The following is a 16,377-nucleotide window of genomic DNA, read 5'->3' on the forward strand; positions in this document are numbered from 1 at the left end:
TCACCTGCCTTACTTATTTTCAATATTTCGTTTCATCGCTAATAACCGTCCTTTTATTGAACCATCAAAAATTTGATCTTGAACTTTTACTTTTATACCCGCAATTAAACTAAGATCAATTTTATTAACTAATTCCACTTTTTGTTGTAAAATTTTTCCAATTTTCTTCTCAATTTTATCAATAACTTCTTGTTGCAATTTTATCGTTGAAAAAACAATCCCATAAAAAACATTTGCTCTTTCATTGCACAGATTACGAAACACTTTAAGAATTAATCTTACTTGCCGAAAATTATTGCGATCAATTAATAATTTAAAAAAATTAACAAAAATATCATTAGCTTTATCTTGAAAAATTTTATCAATAATCTTTCTTTGTTTTTGTTTTTCTAAATTATGAGTTGACAAAATATCAATAATTCGGGGATATTCAAAAAACAATTTAATTAAATGAATTGACTGTTTAGACATAATATCAAGTTGCTTTTCTTCTTGTCCTAACTTTAATAGTGCTCATGCTCAATTTTGAATCATTAAACTAACTCCTAATCCAATTCATTAATAAAATCAGCAATCAAAACTTCATTTTGTTCACGATCAATCTCTTTTTCCAAAATATTTTGCGCCATATTAAAAGCAACATCAATAATCTCTTGACGAATGTTTTCTTCCGCTTTAATCCGTTCTTTTAAAATATCTCTTTGCGATTGTTCATCAATTAACTTCGCCTCAATGCTCGCCTGATTAATAATTTCTTGTCTTTGCGTTAAAGCTTCCACTTTAGCATCATCAATAATTTGCTGTGATTGCATTTTAGAATCCTTTAACAACGAATTAGCTTCTGTTTCATATTTTGTGGCTTGCGTTTGTTTTCTAATCGCATCATCAATTAAATCTTTAATAATATTTCTTCGCTTTCGCATTAATTGTTTAAAAGGTTTATAAAGAAAAAAACCTAAAACAACTAATAAAACAACAGTTGCCAAAATATGAGCAATGAATACCCACACATTAGGAAATAATTGATTAATAATATTTTCTTGTTCAATTTTATAAAAAATTGCTAAATTACTTAACAACATCTAACCTTATTCCTTACGCAACAAATATTAAAATTAATGCAATAACAAGACTATAAATAGCACCAGTTTCTGCAATAGCACAACCAATAATTAACATTGTTCTAATCTTACCATTAGCTTCTGGATTTCTTCCTACTGCCTCAGCAGCTTTACCAGCAGCATATCCTTGACCAATCCCCGCACCAAAACAACCTAAAACAGCAATCCCTGCTCCAATAAATTTGCCCCATGAGGATGAGGCATCACCACTAGCCAAAATCGCTCCAACAGTATTAATACTATTTATTATTTCCACAGTCATCATCTATGTTATCCTCCTCTACATATTATATTAAATATTTTGTGAACTAAATGAATCAATTATCCATCAGCTTCACGCGTATTAATAGCACCTTCTTTACTACCGGATTTTTCATCACCAATTTCTAATTTTCAATAAACTAATGTTAAAATTGAAAAAATAACCGCTTGAATAACACCAAAAAAGATATCAAAGTAAAAATGAAAAAATGGTGCTAAAAATCCTGCTAAAAAATTCACTTGACCAATAATTGGGACTTGTCGGGAAATTAAATCACTAAATTGATACAACAACGCCATAATAATACTGCCACCTAAAATATTTCCAAAAAGTCGAAATGAAATGGAAACTAACGGCACGAATTGCGTTAATAATTCTAATGGATTTAAATATCGTTTAAAAAAAGCTAATCTTTGAAATTTAATGCCAAAAATATAAATCCCTATAAATGTCACTAATCCCATCGCAAATGTTGTTGTATACGATGTCATCTGTGATTCAAAGCCAACAATTGCTAACAAATTACCAACAATAATATATGACAACAAATATAAAAAATATAATGTTAATCATTTAAAACTCGGTCCTAAAATACTAATAATTAAATTTTCAACACCTTTAACACAAAGTTCCACAATTAATACTAATCCTTGTGGTTCAAGTTTAGGATCAAGTTTTTTTACTTTTAAAAAATATATTAAAGTAATTATAGTAATTATTAAAGTTGTTAAAATAATCGTTGTTATTTGTGGAACAAGTTTCCACGGATCTCATAATTCAAAACTTGCATACATCTTAAGATTCATCCTTCAAGTTCCTCTTTTCTATCAAAGCATTATACATATTAACAATTAAAGTTGCAAGAAAAGCAAGTATTAAACCAAAAATACTACTAAAAATATTAAAATATTCATTAAATAGCATAATAATCAAAACAGGAATTAAATATAATAATACTCGCAATAAAAAAAGTAGCTTTATTCCTAATTTATTAATTGATTGACCGCGTTGGATTGTATACGAAGTTAAAAAAATTAATAACAAATAATTTAATAAACTAAAAATACTTGTTGTAACAAAACCAGTAATTAAACTTCAAGACAATCAATTAATTATAGAAAAAATTATTGTTACTAAGAGTCCAATAAAAATTAATAACCCTAAAACAATCATTATTTGTTTTTCATATTTCCAATTAATATTTTTCATTATAACTATCTACTGTGTATCAAAATAGCGATCTCCTGCATCACCAAGACCCGGAACAATATAACCATTTTCATTAAGCTTCTCATCAACTGCTGCTGTATAAATATTAATATCAGGATGGGCTTTTTCCAGTTTTGCAATTCCCTCGGGGGCAGCTAATAAACAAATAAACTTAATATTATGTGATACTTTTCATTGTTTAACAATATCAATTGCAGCTATTGCCGTGCCACCCGTTGCTAGCATTGGATCTAAAATTACTGTATAACTATTTTCCACATTATTAGGTTTTTTTTCTAAATACTTCTTAGGTTGCAAAGATTCTTCATCACGATAAATACCAATATGACCAATTTTAGCATTAGGAACCAATCCTAAGATTTCATCAACCATTCCTAAACCCGCCCTTAAAACCGGAACAAGAATAATATCTTGAGCAATTTTCTTACCAGTAGTAGCCACCATTGGTGTTTCAATTGAAATTTCTTGTAACTTCAAATCCTGAAAAACTTCATAAGCCATTAATCGCGTAATTTCATTAACATTTTCTTTAAAAATCTTACTATTGGTATCTTTTTTTCGTAATCTTGTTAACTTATCATCAATTAAAGGATGTTTAATAATAAATAGTGCCATATTATTTCACTCCTATTAAGAATTATACTACGTTCTTATATTTTTAGTAATAAAAAATAATTTTAATTTTGTCGAAAACTCTTGATATTTATTGAATATACTTAATTTTAGGTATATTTTAATATGATAGAGGTGGATAATAATTATGGAAAAAATAATTCAAGAACTAGTAAATACTTTAACAGATGATCAATTTTTAGAATTTTATGAAAAAGTCAAACAACAAGCAGAATTAATAAAAAAACAAAAACGGTTAAATGAAATTGATCAAAAATTTAGAGCGCAAGGTATTAAATGCCCTAAATGTGAATCTTACCATTGCGTTAAAAATGGACATAATTCAGAAGGAAAACAAAAATATTTATGTAAAAATTGCCATGCAAGTTTTGACGCTTTTCGTAATCATTTTATTTATTGAAGTCATTTAAATTATGAACAATGAAATTTATTGATTCAAATTTCATTGCTGGGGCAATCTAGTAAAACAATTTCTCGTTTTATTAAAACTACATTAAAAACTGCTTGATATAATCGTCAAAAATTAATGAAATCAAAACAATTAGAAAATACCCAATTAAAATTTAAAAAATTATCTGGTAAAATCCAAATCGATGAAACATTTATTAAAGAAATCCATAAAGGAAATTTCAAATATAAAACTGATCCACGAAGAATTCACCTTGACCCATTCGCAACTAATACTAAATGCTGTATTCAAATGGCAGTTGATAATAATAATAATATTTATGTTAAATCCACAAACACCAAACGTTTACAAAAACAATGAGTTATTGAAAATATGAACAAAGAATTAATTAACGAAAATTCAATTATTACTTCTGATATGCAAAAATTATATTTTTTAGTAGCAAAACAAACAAATTCTACTTTATGTGTAACTAAAACAACAATTAATCCTGAAGCTAGTTATTGTAACTTAAAAATAAAATCAGTAAATTACAATCTAGTCTTAAAGAAGCCTTAATTCATTATCATGGTTTAGGTTTTACTAATATTCAAAATTATTTAAATCTCTGAAAATGAAAATACCAACATAAGGGTTTAACTCCAAACCAACAAACAGCGATATTATATTTTAATAGACTTGGTACATAACCTTTAATTTTATCTACTATTTTGATAATATTATTTCCTAGGTGAAATACAAATGTTAGATAAATACAAAGACGAAAACAAATTTTATAGTTTAATAGGCATAAAATATAAAACTTTCATGAAAATGGTAGAAATTTTAAAAGAAGGTGAAGCTAAACAAAAACAAATTGGTGGTAGACCAAATAAATTATCAATAGAGCAAAGATTACTTATGACTTTAGAATACTGAAAAGAATATAGTAGACTTCTTGCAAAATTAATATGATAATTATAATTTTTAAATTTAAAATAAATATAAAAGTGTTATTAAAATAATTTTTAGATTATTTTTACAAATATTTTGTCATTAAAACATAATAAAAATTATTATTTACAATAAAAAAAGACTGAAATTTTAAATTATCAAATATATTTAAACTAATAGTTGTAAATTATAAATTGAAGCTATTAAATTAAATCTTAAAGCAAATCTTTTTCTACGATTTCGATATTTTTCACTAATAATTTTAAATTTTTTAAGTATAGCAAAAACATTTTCAATAACAATTCTCATTTTTGAAATTCGCTCATTATTTTGCTTTTCTTCTTTATTTAAAGGGTTTTTCTTTGATTTTCTTTTAGGAATTAAAACATTATGATTAATTTTTTGTATGCCTTGATAACCTAAATCCACTAAAACAGTTGTTTCTGGTAAAAATTTAATTTTTGAATCTTTTAAAATTTTAAAGTCATGGTTTTTACCATAAGAAAAATCAGAACTAATAATTTTTTTACTATCTTTTTCAATTATAACTTGTGTTTTTATTGTGTGTTTTTTCTTTTTTCCTGAGTAGTGCTGTTTTTGTCTTTTTTTGGGCGTTGGATTTGGCTTTCAGTTACATCAATTATAACAGTCTTATCTTTGAAATAATCTTTTAATAGTGATTTTTGACCAGTAAGTTGTTGAAAATTAGGGTGTTTTATTAAAGTGTCTTCAATTCATTTGATATTTCTATAACAACTACTTTCACTAATATCATAACTTTTTGCAATATGAAAATAAGTTCTATATTCTCTTCAATATTCTAAAGTCATTAAAATACGATTTTCTAATGATAATTTATTGGTTCTTCCGCGACGAAATCTCTTTTTTAATTCTTCTATTTTTAAAATTTCTAGCATTTTATTAAAAGTAGTATGTTTAATACCAGTTAATCTTAAAAAATTTTTATCACTTATTTGATTATTTTTTTTAAATTTCATTTAAATTCCACCTTTTTATTAAAAACAACAATTCAATTATATTTTAAATTAATTTTGCAAGAAGTCTAGTACATATCGTATTATTGCAAAAAAATATAATATTAGTCATGTTAGTTGTATTCGTAATATCTTTTGAGTTGAAAATACTCTAATAAAAAATAGTCACTTTCATATACCTGGCAAAAAGATATTATTAGAAAATAAGGGTACTACTAATAATTTATTAGCAATTGATGCTACAGAAATTCCAATTGAAAGAATTAAAAAAAACTAAAATTATTATTTTCTGGTAAGAAAAGGCAACATTCATTAAAATCGCAAATAATTATTGATTTATTTAACAATAAAATTATTTCAGTAGATTTTTGTTATGGCAGTACTCATGATTATAAGTTATTTTTAAAATCAAATACACTTATAAATCCAAAATTAGAATTAATTGCCGATTCAGGATATCAAGGTTTGCAAAATGTTCATAAAAATACATTATTGCCAATTAAAAAGAGTAAAAATAATCCTTTAAATCCAGATAAAAAGGAATATAATAGCTTTTTAAGTAAAGTTAGAATTGTCATTGAACATGTTTTTGTTAGATTAAAAAGATTTAAAATACTAGTTTATCGTTATCGCAATAAGATTAGAAGATTTGGATTACGATTTAACTTAATTTCAGGAATATATAATTTTGAATTAAGCTAGTTATGAGCCTGTCCAAAATTCTGTGTCTCGATAATTCATTCTGAATTATACTTAAAAGAAGGAGAACAGAAAATGACAAAAAAAAATAAAAAAAGAACCTGACGCAATTGATAAAGTTGTTGATTATTTTTTAGAAAATATTGATAATCCACAAGATTTATTTAAAGGCAATACTATTTTTCAGGAATTTACCAAAAAATTAACTGAACGAATGTTAAATACGGAAATTAAAGATTATCTTGAAACTGATGAGAATCATAATAAAAGAAATCCATAAAGGAAATTTCAAATATAAAACTGATCCACGAAGAATTCACCTTGACCCATTCGCAACTAATACTAAATGCTGTATTCAAATGGCAGTTGATAATAATAACAATATTTATGTTAAATCCACAAACACCAAACGTTTACAAAAACAATGAGTTATTGAAAATATGAACAAAGAATTAATTAACGAAAATTCAATTATTACTTCTGATATGCAAAAATTATATTTTTTAGTAGCAAAACAAACAAATTCTACTTTATGTGTAACTAAAACAACAATTAATCCTGAAGCTAGTTATCGTAACTTAAAATAAAATCAGTAAATTACAATCTAGTCTTAAAGAAGCCTTAATTCATTAGACTTCTTGCAAAATTAATTTAAAATATAATTGAATTGTTGTTTTTAATAAAAAGGTGGAATTTAAATGAAATTTAAAAAAAATAATCAAATAAGTGATAAAAATTTTTTAAGATTAACTGGTATTAAACATACTACTTTTAATAAAATGCTAGAAATTTTAAAAATAGAAGAATTAAAAAAGAGATTTCGTCGCGGAAGAACCAATAAATTATCATTAGAAAATCGTATTTTAATGACTTTAGAATATTGAAGAGAATATAGAACTTATTTTCATATTGCAAAAAGTTATGATATTAGTGAAAGTAGTTGTTATAGAAATATCAAATGAATTGAAGACACTTTAATAAAACATCCTAATTTTCAACAACTTACTGGTCAAAAATCACTATTAAAAGATTATTTCAAAGATAAGACTGTTATAATTGATGTAACTGAAAGCCAAATCCAACGCCCAAAAAAAGACAAAAACAGCACTACTCAGGAAAAAAGAAAAAACACACAATAAAAACACAAGTTATAATTGAAAAAGATAGTAAAAAAATTATTAGTTCTGATTTTTCTTATGGTAAAAACCATGACTTTAAAATTTTAAAAGATTCAAAAATTAAATTTTTACCAGAAACAACTGTTTTAGTGGATTTAGGTTATCAAGGCATACAAAAAATTAATCATAATGTTTTAATTCCTAAAAGAAAATCAAAGAAAAACCCTTTAAATAAAGAAGAAAAGCAAAATAATGAGCGAATTTCAAAAATGAGAATTGTTATTGAAAATGTTTTTGCTATACTTAAAAAATTTAAAATTATTAGTGAAAAATATCGAAATCGTAGAAAAAGATTTGCTTTAAGATTTAATTTAATAGCTTCAATTTATAATTTACAACTATTAGTTTAAATATATTTGATAATTTAAAATTTCAGTCTTTTTTTATTGTAAATAATAATTTTTATTATGTTTTAATGACAAAATATTTGTAAAAATAATCTAAAAATTATTTTAATAACACTTTTATATTTATTTTAAATTTAAAAATTATAATTATCATATTAATTTTGCAAGAAGTCTATTATCATGGTTTAGGTTTTACTAATATTCAAAATTATTTAAATCTCTGAAAATGAAAATACCAACATAAGGGTTTAACTCCAAACCAACAAACAGCGATATTATATTTTAATGTATAAAAAAGTTAAAGTAAAAATAGTAATTTTACATAAAAGCCTTTTAAAATTATCAAGTTGATGATTTTTTTTATTTTATCAAGAGTTTTCGACAAAATTAAAAAAAGATAGCGCCGATTTTTAAGTTAAAAGATATTACTGTCGTATATTTATAATGTTAATATTGCCATGCCAACAGCATATTCTTTTTCATGACTAATCGATAATCAACTATTATGTTCAAATCCAATCCATTGTAATTGTTTATTTACTAATTGAATATTAACTTCACAAAAAATTAAAACCTCATTAACATTATTTATTGCTTTATACAATGCTTCTTTTAATGCTCATCTTCCTGCTAAAAATTGTTTTTTTTCGGTTGCACTTTTAATTGCTTGTAAATAATTAATTTCTTCTAAATGTAATACTTTATTAATAAATGATTTTTTTAATTGTATTCTTTTAATGCTAACAATATCAATTCCCACACCTTTAATCATTTTTATTACCATCCTATCCTTCTAAATCATATTATTTAAATTATAACAAAGAAATAATTTATAAATAAAACTATAAATAATATTTCGGGTTATATTTATATGCCAACAAAAATTATGATAATATTTAAGAGTGAAAGAAGGAAATATGATGGCAACTTACAGTTTACAACTGAGTCAAGAAAATAAAAACCAAGTAATAACCTATTATGATGCCTATAAAGTGCCTGTTAATAATCCTAACATTATTGCTAAATACAAATACCATAATATAACTATTTTATTATATCGTTCTTTAAAAATCGTTTTCCAAGGTGGTGATGAAGAAGAAGTTAAAACACAATGAAACAAATGAAAACCAGATATGATATTAAAAGAACAAATTAATATTATTGGCAGTGATGAATCAGGCGTTGGTGATTTTTTTGGTCCCTTAGTAGTAACAGCCTGTTATATTAAAGAAAAAGATTTAGCATTAATTAAATCATTAAAAATTCGTGATTCTAAAGTCTTATCAACAATGCAAATTAATATTATCGCTAAACAATTAATTCAACAATTAGAATATAGTACTATCATCATTAATAACCGTCAATACAATAAGTTATATGAAACATATCAAAACAGTCATATTTTAAAAACCATTGGGCATCATCAAGTAATAAGAAAACTTGCCAATAAAGTTAACTGCAAAAAAGTAATTATTGACCAATTTGTTAACAAAAAAAAATATGAAGAATATTTAAAAATTCTTAATGTTGCTGATAATGATTTAAAGTTATCATTTGCAACCCACGCCGAAGATAAATTTCTTGCTGTCGGATGTGCTGCCATTATTAGTCGTTACTTCTTTTTAAAAAGTATTAAACAATTAGAACAAGAATATAGCCGGATTTTTCCTTTAGGTGCTAGTACAATTGTTGACAAAGCCATTGCGAAAATAAAACAAGATGGTATTGAAGATAAAGCAATCGATTTTGGAAAATTACATTTTATAAATTGAAAAAAAGTAATAAAATAAATTAGTAATAATAAATCTACTCATCAAGGAGAAAAAAATGAATCCCAATATTCATAGTCTATTAAATAAATATGCTGATGACCATAACAAACTACAATTAGATTGCTATGTAATGTCTTCCGTTAGTAACACGCTTGGATTTCCCGGAGCAAATACTTGATTTCAAATTCAAGCACAAGATGAAGTCTTACATACAAGAAAAATATATAATTATTTAATTGGTCGTGATGAAATACTTATTGTTAATCCCATCCAACCAGAAACGCATCACGAAAAAAGTTTATTAGAATTAATGGAAAAATATCTGACTTACAAACTACAATTTATTGAAAAAACTAATACTCTAATTGCAACCTGTCAAGAAGCCAAAGATTTCCTAACAATCAAATTTCTTGACTGATTCCTAATTGATTTCTACGAAGAAGTTGAACTCGCAAAAACCTATATTGATAAGATTAAAATGTCTAATAATAACTATTATGGTATTGATAAGCACCTTGCTAAACGCGAAGAACCTGATACTCTAAAAGTTATCCTTCCATATAGTGACAAATAAAAACTACGCTATAGCGTAGTTTTTTTACTAATTAAACCTTTATTGTAATTCCGATAAATGCCAATTTCTTTAACACCACATTAGCACCACCTAACATTTTTTTAGCAGCGATATTATTTTCGTTATTTTCATATTTATCTTCTTCATAAATAATAGTTTGAATTCCCGACTGAATAATTGCTTTTGCACATTCATTGCAAGGAAATAAACTAACATAAATAACACTATTTTCTAATTTAACTGTGGCACTTAAAATCGCATTCAATTCCGCATGAACAATATATGGATATTTTGTTTTTAAAAATTTTCCTGTGTCCAATCTCAAGGATAGTTATCATCATCTAAAAGTCGTGGTAAACCATTATAACCAGTAGAGCAATTATTTGTTGACGGTCGTTAACAATACAAGCACCAACTTGCGTATTAGGGGGTCTTTACTCCTTAAAGCCGAAACTTTAGCAACACTCATAAAATATTGATCCCATGTTAAACAAGATAAGCGTTTTGACATCATCTATCTAAATATACCAAAAATATCTAATTTTTCCTGTGAAATTAAACCTAGTTTAACATAATCTTCAAGAATTGTATGAGTTCAACCATCTTCGTCAGTAAAAAAACGATTATTAGTTAAATATAAAATTACCACCACTAGCACTAATAATAAAACAGCAACAACAGCAACACCGCGCTTTCATTCTCATGCTTGCTTAGTATAACCTAAAAAATAACTAATAAAAAAACTAACGAAAAAAGTCAAAACTAATGGCATTGCTAAATGGTCACCCCTTGAAATAAATGTTACCAACATAAAAACTGTTGGTAAAATTAGTCTTCTGCGAACAACAAAAGCTGAAAAATCCTTTTTAGTAAAACTAAAAATATAAAGTGGTGGGATTACCATTCATGCTCAATATAAAGGTCCTGTTAAAATATTTGGTATCTTTTGTGACTTAAAATGATACATCGCACTAGCAACAACTGAATGAGTAAAGCCAACAATTACTGTTGTACAAAGAATAATTAAACCTAACTTTCATGGTTTATAAAATGACTCAACTAAACGAGCACAATAAAAAATAACTAAACACGATAAAAATAAATTAAACATATTGTCACCCGCTAATGGATAAACTATTCATCGTCAAAACTGACCAGCTTGAAAAATTAAATGTTTATAAGAACCACCTAACATTAATTGTGACTCAAATCCCCCATCAATTAAACTATTATCATTTTTTCCTTGTAAAATCTCACGAATTTGTGGCACAAAAAATGGCACAAAAAATGGTAATAGCAAGGGAATAAATGTAAACACATAAGCTAAAAATATATTTTGCTTAGTTGTTAAATTATGAAAATCCTTCATTCGTTTTTGTAATAACGAACCTTCTTTTAAATCATCACTAGTAATTGACTTCGGATCAAAAACCTCATCATCATTACTAGGTTTTTCTTGAAAAGTAATGGTTTCAATTTGATCAATTTGTGAATAAATTGGTTTCAATTGCGCAACTAAAGTTTCTGGATTAACAAAAACAATCCCATCGTTATTACTAAAAAGCAATGGTTCATGAATAACTTTAGTTAATACAATTGTTAATACTTGTAATTTACTATGACTACTAGTAACAATTTCTTTACGAAAACTATCAATATCCAACTGATTTTGTTTTAAATCTTTTGCCGATCACATCTCTGAATGATTAAAATAATCCAAAATTTTAATAACTTGATAACTTTTATTAAATAAATTAATTAAATATAAATTATGTTCTTTATTTCGCTTTCAGCGTCATTTCCGCTGATGAATTTGATATTTTTCAATTTGTTTAAAATACTCAACTAATTGCATTTTTAAAATATCAAATGTATTTCTTTCCATTGTCATACTCCCTTATTAGATAAAGCTAATCACTAAGTGATTAAAAACCTTATTGTAAACTATCTAACCTTGTTTTAAAAGATTCAGGTAATTCACAATTCAACTGCATTTTCTTACCACTAATAGGATGAATAAATGCAATCTCATGAGCATGTAAATATTGTTCATAAGGTTCATCTAAATCTTGTTTAATTCCATATAAATGATCTCCTAAAATAGGATGTTTAATAGAACTTAAGTGAACACGAATTTGATGTGTTCTTCCTGTTAATAACTCACATTCAAGGAAAGTAATATTACTTTCTAAAAATCTTTTAATAACATTAAATTTAGTTTGAGCTGGTTTACTATTTTTAAAAACAATCGCCATTCGTTTACGATTTTTAGGATCACGACCAATGGGACCATCAATAAAACCATTCTCTTTATTAATAATACCACGAACAAGAGCAAAATACTTTCTAGTTAAAGATTTATTTTGTAACTGACTAGTTAACTTTTGATGAACAGAATTACATTTAGCAATAATAAGTAACCCTGTTGTATTTTTATCTAAACGATGGACAATACCTGGTCTTGCGATATCATTATCAGATAATTTAATATCTTTAGCTAATAAAATATTAACTAGTGTATTATCTCAATTCCCAACTCCGGGATGAACAACAAGATTTTTGGGTTTATTTATTACCAATAAATACTCATCTTCATAAACAATATCTAAATCTTTTTCATCAAGATTTTCGCCTTGTCAAGATTTCTCTTCTTGAAAATTAATTGTAATCACATCATCTTGCTTAACATTATAGTTATTGTTAATAATCAAATTATTACTAATAACTTTTTCATTAGTAATTAATTTTTGAATTTGACTACGAGAAAGTCCTTTAACCGCAGAAAATTTTAATTGCAAATACTTATCAATTCTTTTAATACTTGTACTTGGTGCTTCTTCAACAATAATAACTAATTTCTTTTCCATCTTATTGTTCTCAATAACTAGTTATTGGTGTTAAAATAATTGCAAAAATAATTACCATTGTTCCGCCAACCACAAACATGTCGGCAATATTAAAAATTGAATATGGCGGAAATAATTGTCAAGAAAAATAATCAACAACGCCTCATTCAACAATTTGATTTGAAAACCGATCACCAAAATTACTTAATGCACCAGCAACAATTAATGCTAAACCAATATTCATCATTGTTGTTTGGGCAAATAAAAATCCTACTAAAATTAATAAAATAATAATACTTTGCACAACAACCATTAATTGAGGATTTTCCGCACCAATTCCAAATGCCGCTCCTGTGTTATATACTAACTCTATTTGAATAAATCCTGGTAAAAAATTAACCATTTCATTTTCATTTAAATTATTAATAACAACATTTTTAATTGCAAAATCAATTAAAATCAGAATAAAAATACCTATTAACAATAATAATTTTTTCTTTAAATTTCAAGTATATTTACTGAAATATTCCTTAACTGAATTTTTTCACTGTTTTAAATGACGATTCATTATTTATTTTCCTCTAATTTACTAATAACCTTTTGACAACGAGAACAAAGTTCATCTATTGTAACACTCACAATCATTCAACAACGAACACACTTATCACCAAGTTTTAATTTTACCACAATTTTAGCCGTTGGATACTGAACACCCTCACTTAAATTGTTAGTAACAATTAACTCACTAATAATAAACATTTGTCCTAAATTATTTATTGTTGCTAACTCTTGATAATTATCATTTAACTCCATAATAACTTGAGCTTGTAAAGATTTACCAATAACTCTTTCATTTCTTGCTAGTTCTAATGCCTTATTAACATCTTCGCGTAATTGTAAAAGTTTATATCCAATATTTTTAATTTCCTTAATATTTTCAAATGTTGGTAAGACGACCATATCCATCAAATGAATAGAAGATAATTTATTTGTTAATGGTAAATGCTCATAAACTTCTTCACAAGTGTGAACTAAAATTGGTGCCAAATTAAACAATAGCGTTTGTAAAATATAATAAATTGTTGTTTGTACTTGTTTTCGACGCATACTATTTGCTTCTTCAATATACAAAATATCTTTCGTAAAATCAAGATAAAATGCTGAAAGGCTATTAACAATAAAATTATTTGTTAATACATATACTTCATTAAAATCATAATTATTATATGCTACTTGGGTTGCTTGATGATATTCTTGAGTTTTAACTAATAAATACTGATCAACTATTTCATACTCTTTAACAATATGTTCTAATTTAAAATCAAATAAATTTCCTAACATAAAACGCATTGTATTACGAATCTTACGATAGGTTTCACTAACTTGTTTTAAAATATCACTACCAATTTTCATTTCATCAGTGTAATCAACCGATGAAACCCATAATCGTAAAATATCACTACCATAAGTAGTACATACTTCCAAAGGGTCAACAACATTACCTAATGATTTTGACATTTTTTTACCTTTTTCATCATTAATAAAGCCGTGAATAATTACTTGTTCATAAGGAGCTCGTTTAAATGGACTAATAACACCCGTAGTTAATGAAGAATTAAATCATCCCCGAAACTGATCACTGCCTTCTAAATAAAGATCCACAGGATATTTTCAATGCTTTTGTTGCCACAAGTTTCAATGCGAAATTCCACTATCAAATCAAACATCCATAACATCAGTTTCTTTACGAAACTTACCATTAGGGGCTTGATGATGCACATAATTTTTTGGCAATAACTTATCTAATGATCAACTTCATCAAATTGCTGTTCCATATTGCGCAATTAAATCACGAAAATGTTTAATTAATGCCACATCATAAATCGGTTCATTATCTTCACCATATAAAATAGTAATCGGTACTCCTCATAATCTTTGACGCGAAATACATCAATCATCACGATGCATAATCATCTGACGCATTCTTTCTTGTCCTCAAACTGGTAAATATTTAACTTGATTAATTTGTTCCAATAATTGTGATTTAATCGCACTAATAGCAACAAACCATTGTTCAGTTGCACGATAAATAATTGGCTTTTTAGTTCTTCAATCATGAGGATAAGAATGCTTAATAAAAAATAAAGCTAATAATTTATTGTCAGCTTTTAATCTGGTAGTAATAATTTTATTAGTATCTTCATAAAATTTACCTTGTAATTGCTCATCATTAATCATATGAGTAAAATAACCAGCATCATCAACACTAACAATTGGGGCGGTATTATTTTGTTGACCAATAATAAAATCATCAACACCAAAACCACAAGCAGTATGAACTAAGGCTGTCCCTTCATTTAAAGTAATATGATGTCCCAAAACTACTTTATTAATAATATTGCTATATAACGGATGAAAATAAGTAATACCAACTAAATCAGCCCCAATTAATTGTTTAATAACTTTAATATCTAATAACTGACATTGTTCACTAACTTTTGCTAATAATTCCTTAGCAACAACCAATTTTCCTTGGTTGGAGTTAATAACAACATACACAATATCTTTACCAACAGCAATAAATTGATTACTAGTTAATGTTCACGGTGTTGTCGTTCATACTACTAATCGCACATCATTATCTAAAACACCATTACCAGCTTTCAAATCACAAGCAACAAAAATACTTGTTGATCTCTTTTCCATATATTCTACTTCTGCTTCAGCTAACGCTGTCTGACTACTTGGTGACCAATATACAGGTTTTAATCCCCGATAAATAAGCTTTTGTTCAATCATCATTATTAAAAAATCAATTTGATAACCTTCATATGTGGGAACACAAGTAATATATTCATCATTAGGAATATTTAATAACCCTAAGCGAGCAAATTGTTGCTTTTGAATTGCTATTTGCTCTTGAGCATATTCATAACACTTATTACGAAATAAAACTGGATCTGATTTTTTTCACTCAATATTTAACTTAGTAACTGCCGTTTCAATTGGCAATCCATGGGTATCTCAACCAAATAATAATGGCGCATAATAACCATTAAAACTACGATTTCGCACAATAATATCTTTTAAAATTTTATTCAAAGCATGACCAACATGAATACTACCATTAGCATAAGGTGGCCCATCATGTAAAATAAACTTTTTACCAAATTCATTTTTCAATAAAATTTGTGACCATAATTGCTCTTTTTGCCACTTTTGCTGATAATGCAATTCTTTATCTTTTAAATTAGCTCGCATTTCAAACATAGTTTGTGGCATTAACAAAGTATTTTTTCAATCACGCATCTATAATTCTCCTTTATTTTTTATTAAGAAATTCTCTTACTAACTTTAATAAATATTCAAAATCTAGTT

The 16,377-nt window shown here is 26.0% G+C and carries 22 protein-coding genes and 2 pseudogenes; 10 read left to right on the forward strand and 14 right to left on the reverse strand.

Annotated elements, in window-relative coordinates:
* Positions 1-9: 9 nt before the first annotated feature.
* From AAHM82_RS08530 to upp, 6 genes are read right to left on the reverse strand one after another with little or no spacing between them, the layout of a single operon-like run.
* Positions 10-534, reverse strand: coding sequence for a F0F1 ATP synthase subunit delta (locus tag AAHM82_RS08530; protein ID WP_342263639.1), 525 nt, complete (start codon positions 532-534; stop codon positions 10-12).
* Between the two features lie 11 nt (positions 535-545).
* On the reverse strand, positions 546-1,082 hold the full coding sequence (gene atpF, locus AAHM82_RS08535) for a F0F1 ATP synthase subunit B (protein ID WP_342263640.1): 537 nt from the start codon (positions 1,080-1,082) through the stop codon (positions 546-548).
* Positions 1,083-1,095: 13 nt separating this feature from the next.
* Positions 1,096-1,386 carry an ATP synthase F0 subunit C gene (gene atpE, locus AAHM82_RS08540; RefSeq protein WP_342263641.1) on the reverse strand — a complete coding sequence of 97 codons (291 nt, stop codon included), beginning with the start codon at positions 1,384-1,386 and terminating at the stop codon, positions 1,096-1,098.
* 56 nt (positions 1,387-1,442) lie between these two features.
* A complete protein-coding gene (locus AAHM82_RS08545; RefSeq protein ID WP_342263642.1) occupies positions 1,443-2,177 on the reverse strand; it encodes a F0F1 ATP synthase subunit A in 735 nt (244 codons plus the stop codon).
* 1 nt (position 2,178) lies between these two features.
* Positions 2,179-2,592 carry an MG406 family protein gene (locus AAHM82_RS08550; RefSeq protein ID WP_342263643.1) on the reverse strand — a complete coding sequence of 138 codons (414 nt, stop codon included), beginning with the start codon at positions 2,590-2,592 and terminating at the stop codon, positions 2,179-2,181.
* A gap of 9 nt (positions 2,593-2,601) precedes the next feature.
* Positions 2,602-3,228 carry a uracil phosphoribosyltransferase gene (gene upp, locus AAHM82_RS08555; RefSeq protein ID WP_342263644.1) on the reverse strand — a complete coding sequence of 209 codons (627 nt, stop codon included), beginning with the start codon at positions 3,226-3,228 and terminating at the stop codon, positions 2,602-2,604.
* Between the two features lie 145 nt (positions 3,229-3,373).
* Between upp and AAHM82_RS08560 the strand changes: the two genes are divergently transcribed.
* A complete protein-coding gene (locus AAHM82_RS08560) occupies positions 3,374-4,213 on the forward strand; it encodes an IS1/IS1595 family N-terminal zinc-binding domain-containing protein (RefSeq protein WP_342263645.1) in 840 nt (279 codons plus the stop codon).
* Positions 4,214-4,396: 183 nt separating this feature from the next.
* Complete coding sequence (locus AAHM82_RS08565) at positions 4,397-4,612, forward strand: hypothetical protein (RefSeq protein WP_342263646.1); 216 nt, start codon at positions 4,397-4,399, stop codon at positions 4,610-4,612.
* Positions 4,613-4,756: 144 nt separating this feature from the next.
* Here the strand turns inward: AAHM82_RS08565 and AAHM82_RS14275 are convergent, their stop codons facing one another.
* The gene (locus AAHM82_RS14275; protein WP_342264845.1) at positions 4,757-5,149 is read right to left on the reverse strand and encodes a transposase family protein; all 393 of its coding nucleotides are present in this window, start codon (positions 5,147-5,149) and stop codon (positions 4,757-4,759) included.
* Positions 5,146-5,586 carry a transposase family protein gene (locus tag AAHM82_RS14280; RefSeq protein ID WP_342263396.1) on the reverse strand — a complete coding sequence of 147 codons (441 nt, stop codon included), beginning with the start codon at positions 5,584-5,586 and terminating at the stop codon, positions 5,146-5,148. The genes AAHM82_RS14275 and AAHM82_RS14280 overlap by 4 nt, the downstream gene beginning before the upstream one ends.
* Positions 5,587-5,865: 279 nt before the next feature.
* On the opposite strand from AAHM82_RS14280, the gene AAHM82_RS08575 reads away from it, so the two are divergent.
* From AAHM82_RS08575 to AAHM82_RS08590, 6 genes and pseudogenes are all read left to right on the forward strand, one after another.
* The gene (locus tag AAHM82_RS08575) at positions 5,866-6,285 is read left to right on the forward strand and encodes a transposase family protein (RefSeq protein WP_342264863.1); all 420 of its coding nucleotides are present in this window, start codon (positions 5,866-5,868) and stop codon (positions 6,283-6,285) included.
* A gap of 85 nt (positions 6,286-6,370) precedes the next feature.
* Positions 6,371-6,556: pseudogene (locus AAHM82_RS14285) on the forward strand (IS256 family transposase); the annotation flags it as partial.
* Positions 6,534-6,869: a hypothetical protein gene (locus tag AAHM82_RS08580; RefSeq protein WP_342263647.1), complete on the forward strand. Its 336-nt coding sequence runs from the start codon at positions 6,534-6,536 to the stop codon at positions 6,867-6,869. The pseudogene AAHM82_RS14285 and the gene AAHM82_RS08580, both read left to right, overlap by 23 nt.
* Before the next feature lie 111 nt (positions 6,870-6,980).
* Positions 6,981-7,421, forward strand: coding sequence for a transposase family protein (locus AAHM82_RS14290; RefSeq protein ID WP_342263396.1), 441 nt, complete (start codon positions 6,981-6,983; stop codon positions 7,419-7,421).
* The gene (locus AAHM82_RS14295; RefSeq protein ID WP_342264845.1) at positions 7,418-7,810 is read left to right on the forward strand and encodes a transposase family protein; all 393 of its coding nucleotides are present in this window, start codon (positions 7,418-7,420) and stop codon (positions 7,808-7,810) included. The genes AAHM82_RS14290 and AAHM82_RS14295 overlap by 4 nt, the downstream gene beginning before the upstream one ends.
* A gap of 158 nt (positions 7,811-7,968) precedes the next feature.
* Complete coding sequence (locus tag AAHM82_RS08590; protein ID WP_342263575.1) at positions 7,969-8,100, forward strand: hypothetical protein; 132 nt, start codon at positions 7,969-7,971, stop codon at positions 8,098-8,100.
* Between the two features lie 146 nt (positions 8,101-8,246).
* Here AAHM82_RS08590 and AAHM82_RS08595 read toward each other — a convergent pair whose 3' ends face one another.
* On the reverse strand, positions 8,247-8,579 hold the full coding sequence (locus AAHM82_RS08595; protein WP_342263648.1) for a 4'-phosphopantetheinyl transferase superfamily protein: 333 nt from the start codon (positions 8,577-8,579) through the stop codon (positions 8,247-8,249).
* Positions 8,580-8,709: 130 nt separating this feature from the next.
* Here AAHM82_RS08595 and rnhC point away from each other — a divergent pair, with 130 nt between their 5' ends.
* Positions 8,710-9,597 (forward strand): ribonuclease HIII, encoded by an 888-nt coding sequence (gene rnhC / locus AAHM82_RS08600; RefSeq protein WP_342263649.1) that lies wholly within the window; start codon positions 8,710-8,712, stop codon positions 9,595-9,597.
* A 37-nt stretch (positions 9,598-9,634) separates the two neighbouring features.
* On the forward strand, positions 9,635-10,153 hold the full coding sequence (locus AAHM82_RS08605) for a ferritin-like domain-containing protein (RefSeq protein WP_342263650.1): 519 nt from the start codon (positions 9,635-9,637) through the stop codon (positions 10,151-10,153).
* A gap of 31 nt (positions 10,154-10,184) precedes the next feature.
* Here the strand turns inward: AAHM82_RS08605 and AAHM82_RS14300 are convergent.
* From AAHM82_RS14300 to ileS, 5 genes and pseudogenes are all read right to left on the reverse strand, one after another.
* A pseudogene (locus AAHM82_RS14300) lies at positions 10,185-10,664 on the reverse strand (deoxycytidylate deaminase).
* A gap of 3 nt (positions 10,665-10,667) precedes the next feature.
* Positions 10,668-12,038, reverse strand: a complete 1,371-nt coding sequence (locus AAHM82_RS08615) for a hypothetical protein (RefSeq protein ID WP_342263652.1) — start codon at positions 12,036-12,038, stop codon at positions 10,668-10,670.
* Positions 12,039-12,087: 49 nt separating this feature from the next.
* Positions 12,088-13,020, reverse strand: coding sequence for an RluA family pseudouridine synthase (locus AAHM82_RS08620; RefSeq protein ID WP_342263653.1), 933 nt, complete (start codon positions 13,018-13,020; stop codon positions 12,088-12,090).
* Between the two features lies 1 nt (position 13,021).
* Positions 13,022-13,567: a signal peptidase II gene (gene lspA / locus AAHM82_RS08625; RefSeq protein WP_342263654.1), complete on the reverse strand. Its 546-nt coding sequence runs from the start codon at positions 13,565-13,567 to the stop codon at positions 13,022-13,024.
* Positions 13,567-16,308, reverse strand: a complete 2,742-nt coding sequence (gene ileS, locus AAHM82_RS08630) for an isoleucine--tRNA ligase (RefSeq protein ID WP_342263655.1) — start codon at positions 16,306-16,308, stop codon at positions 13,567-13,569. Before ileS ends, lspA begins: the two co-directional genes overlap by 1 nt.
* Positions 16,309-16,377 lie beyond the last annotated feature (69 nt).

The organism is Spiroplasma endosymbiont of Clivina fossor (assembly GCF_964031115.1).
Taxonomy (GTDB): domain Bacteria; phylum Bacillota_I; class Bacilli_A; order Mycoplasmatales; family Nriv7; genus Nriv7.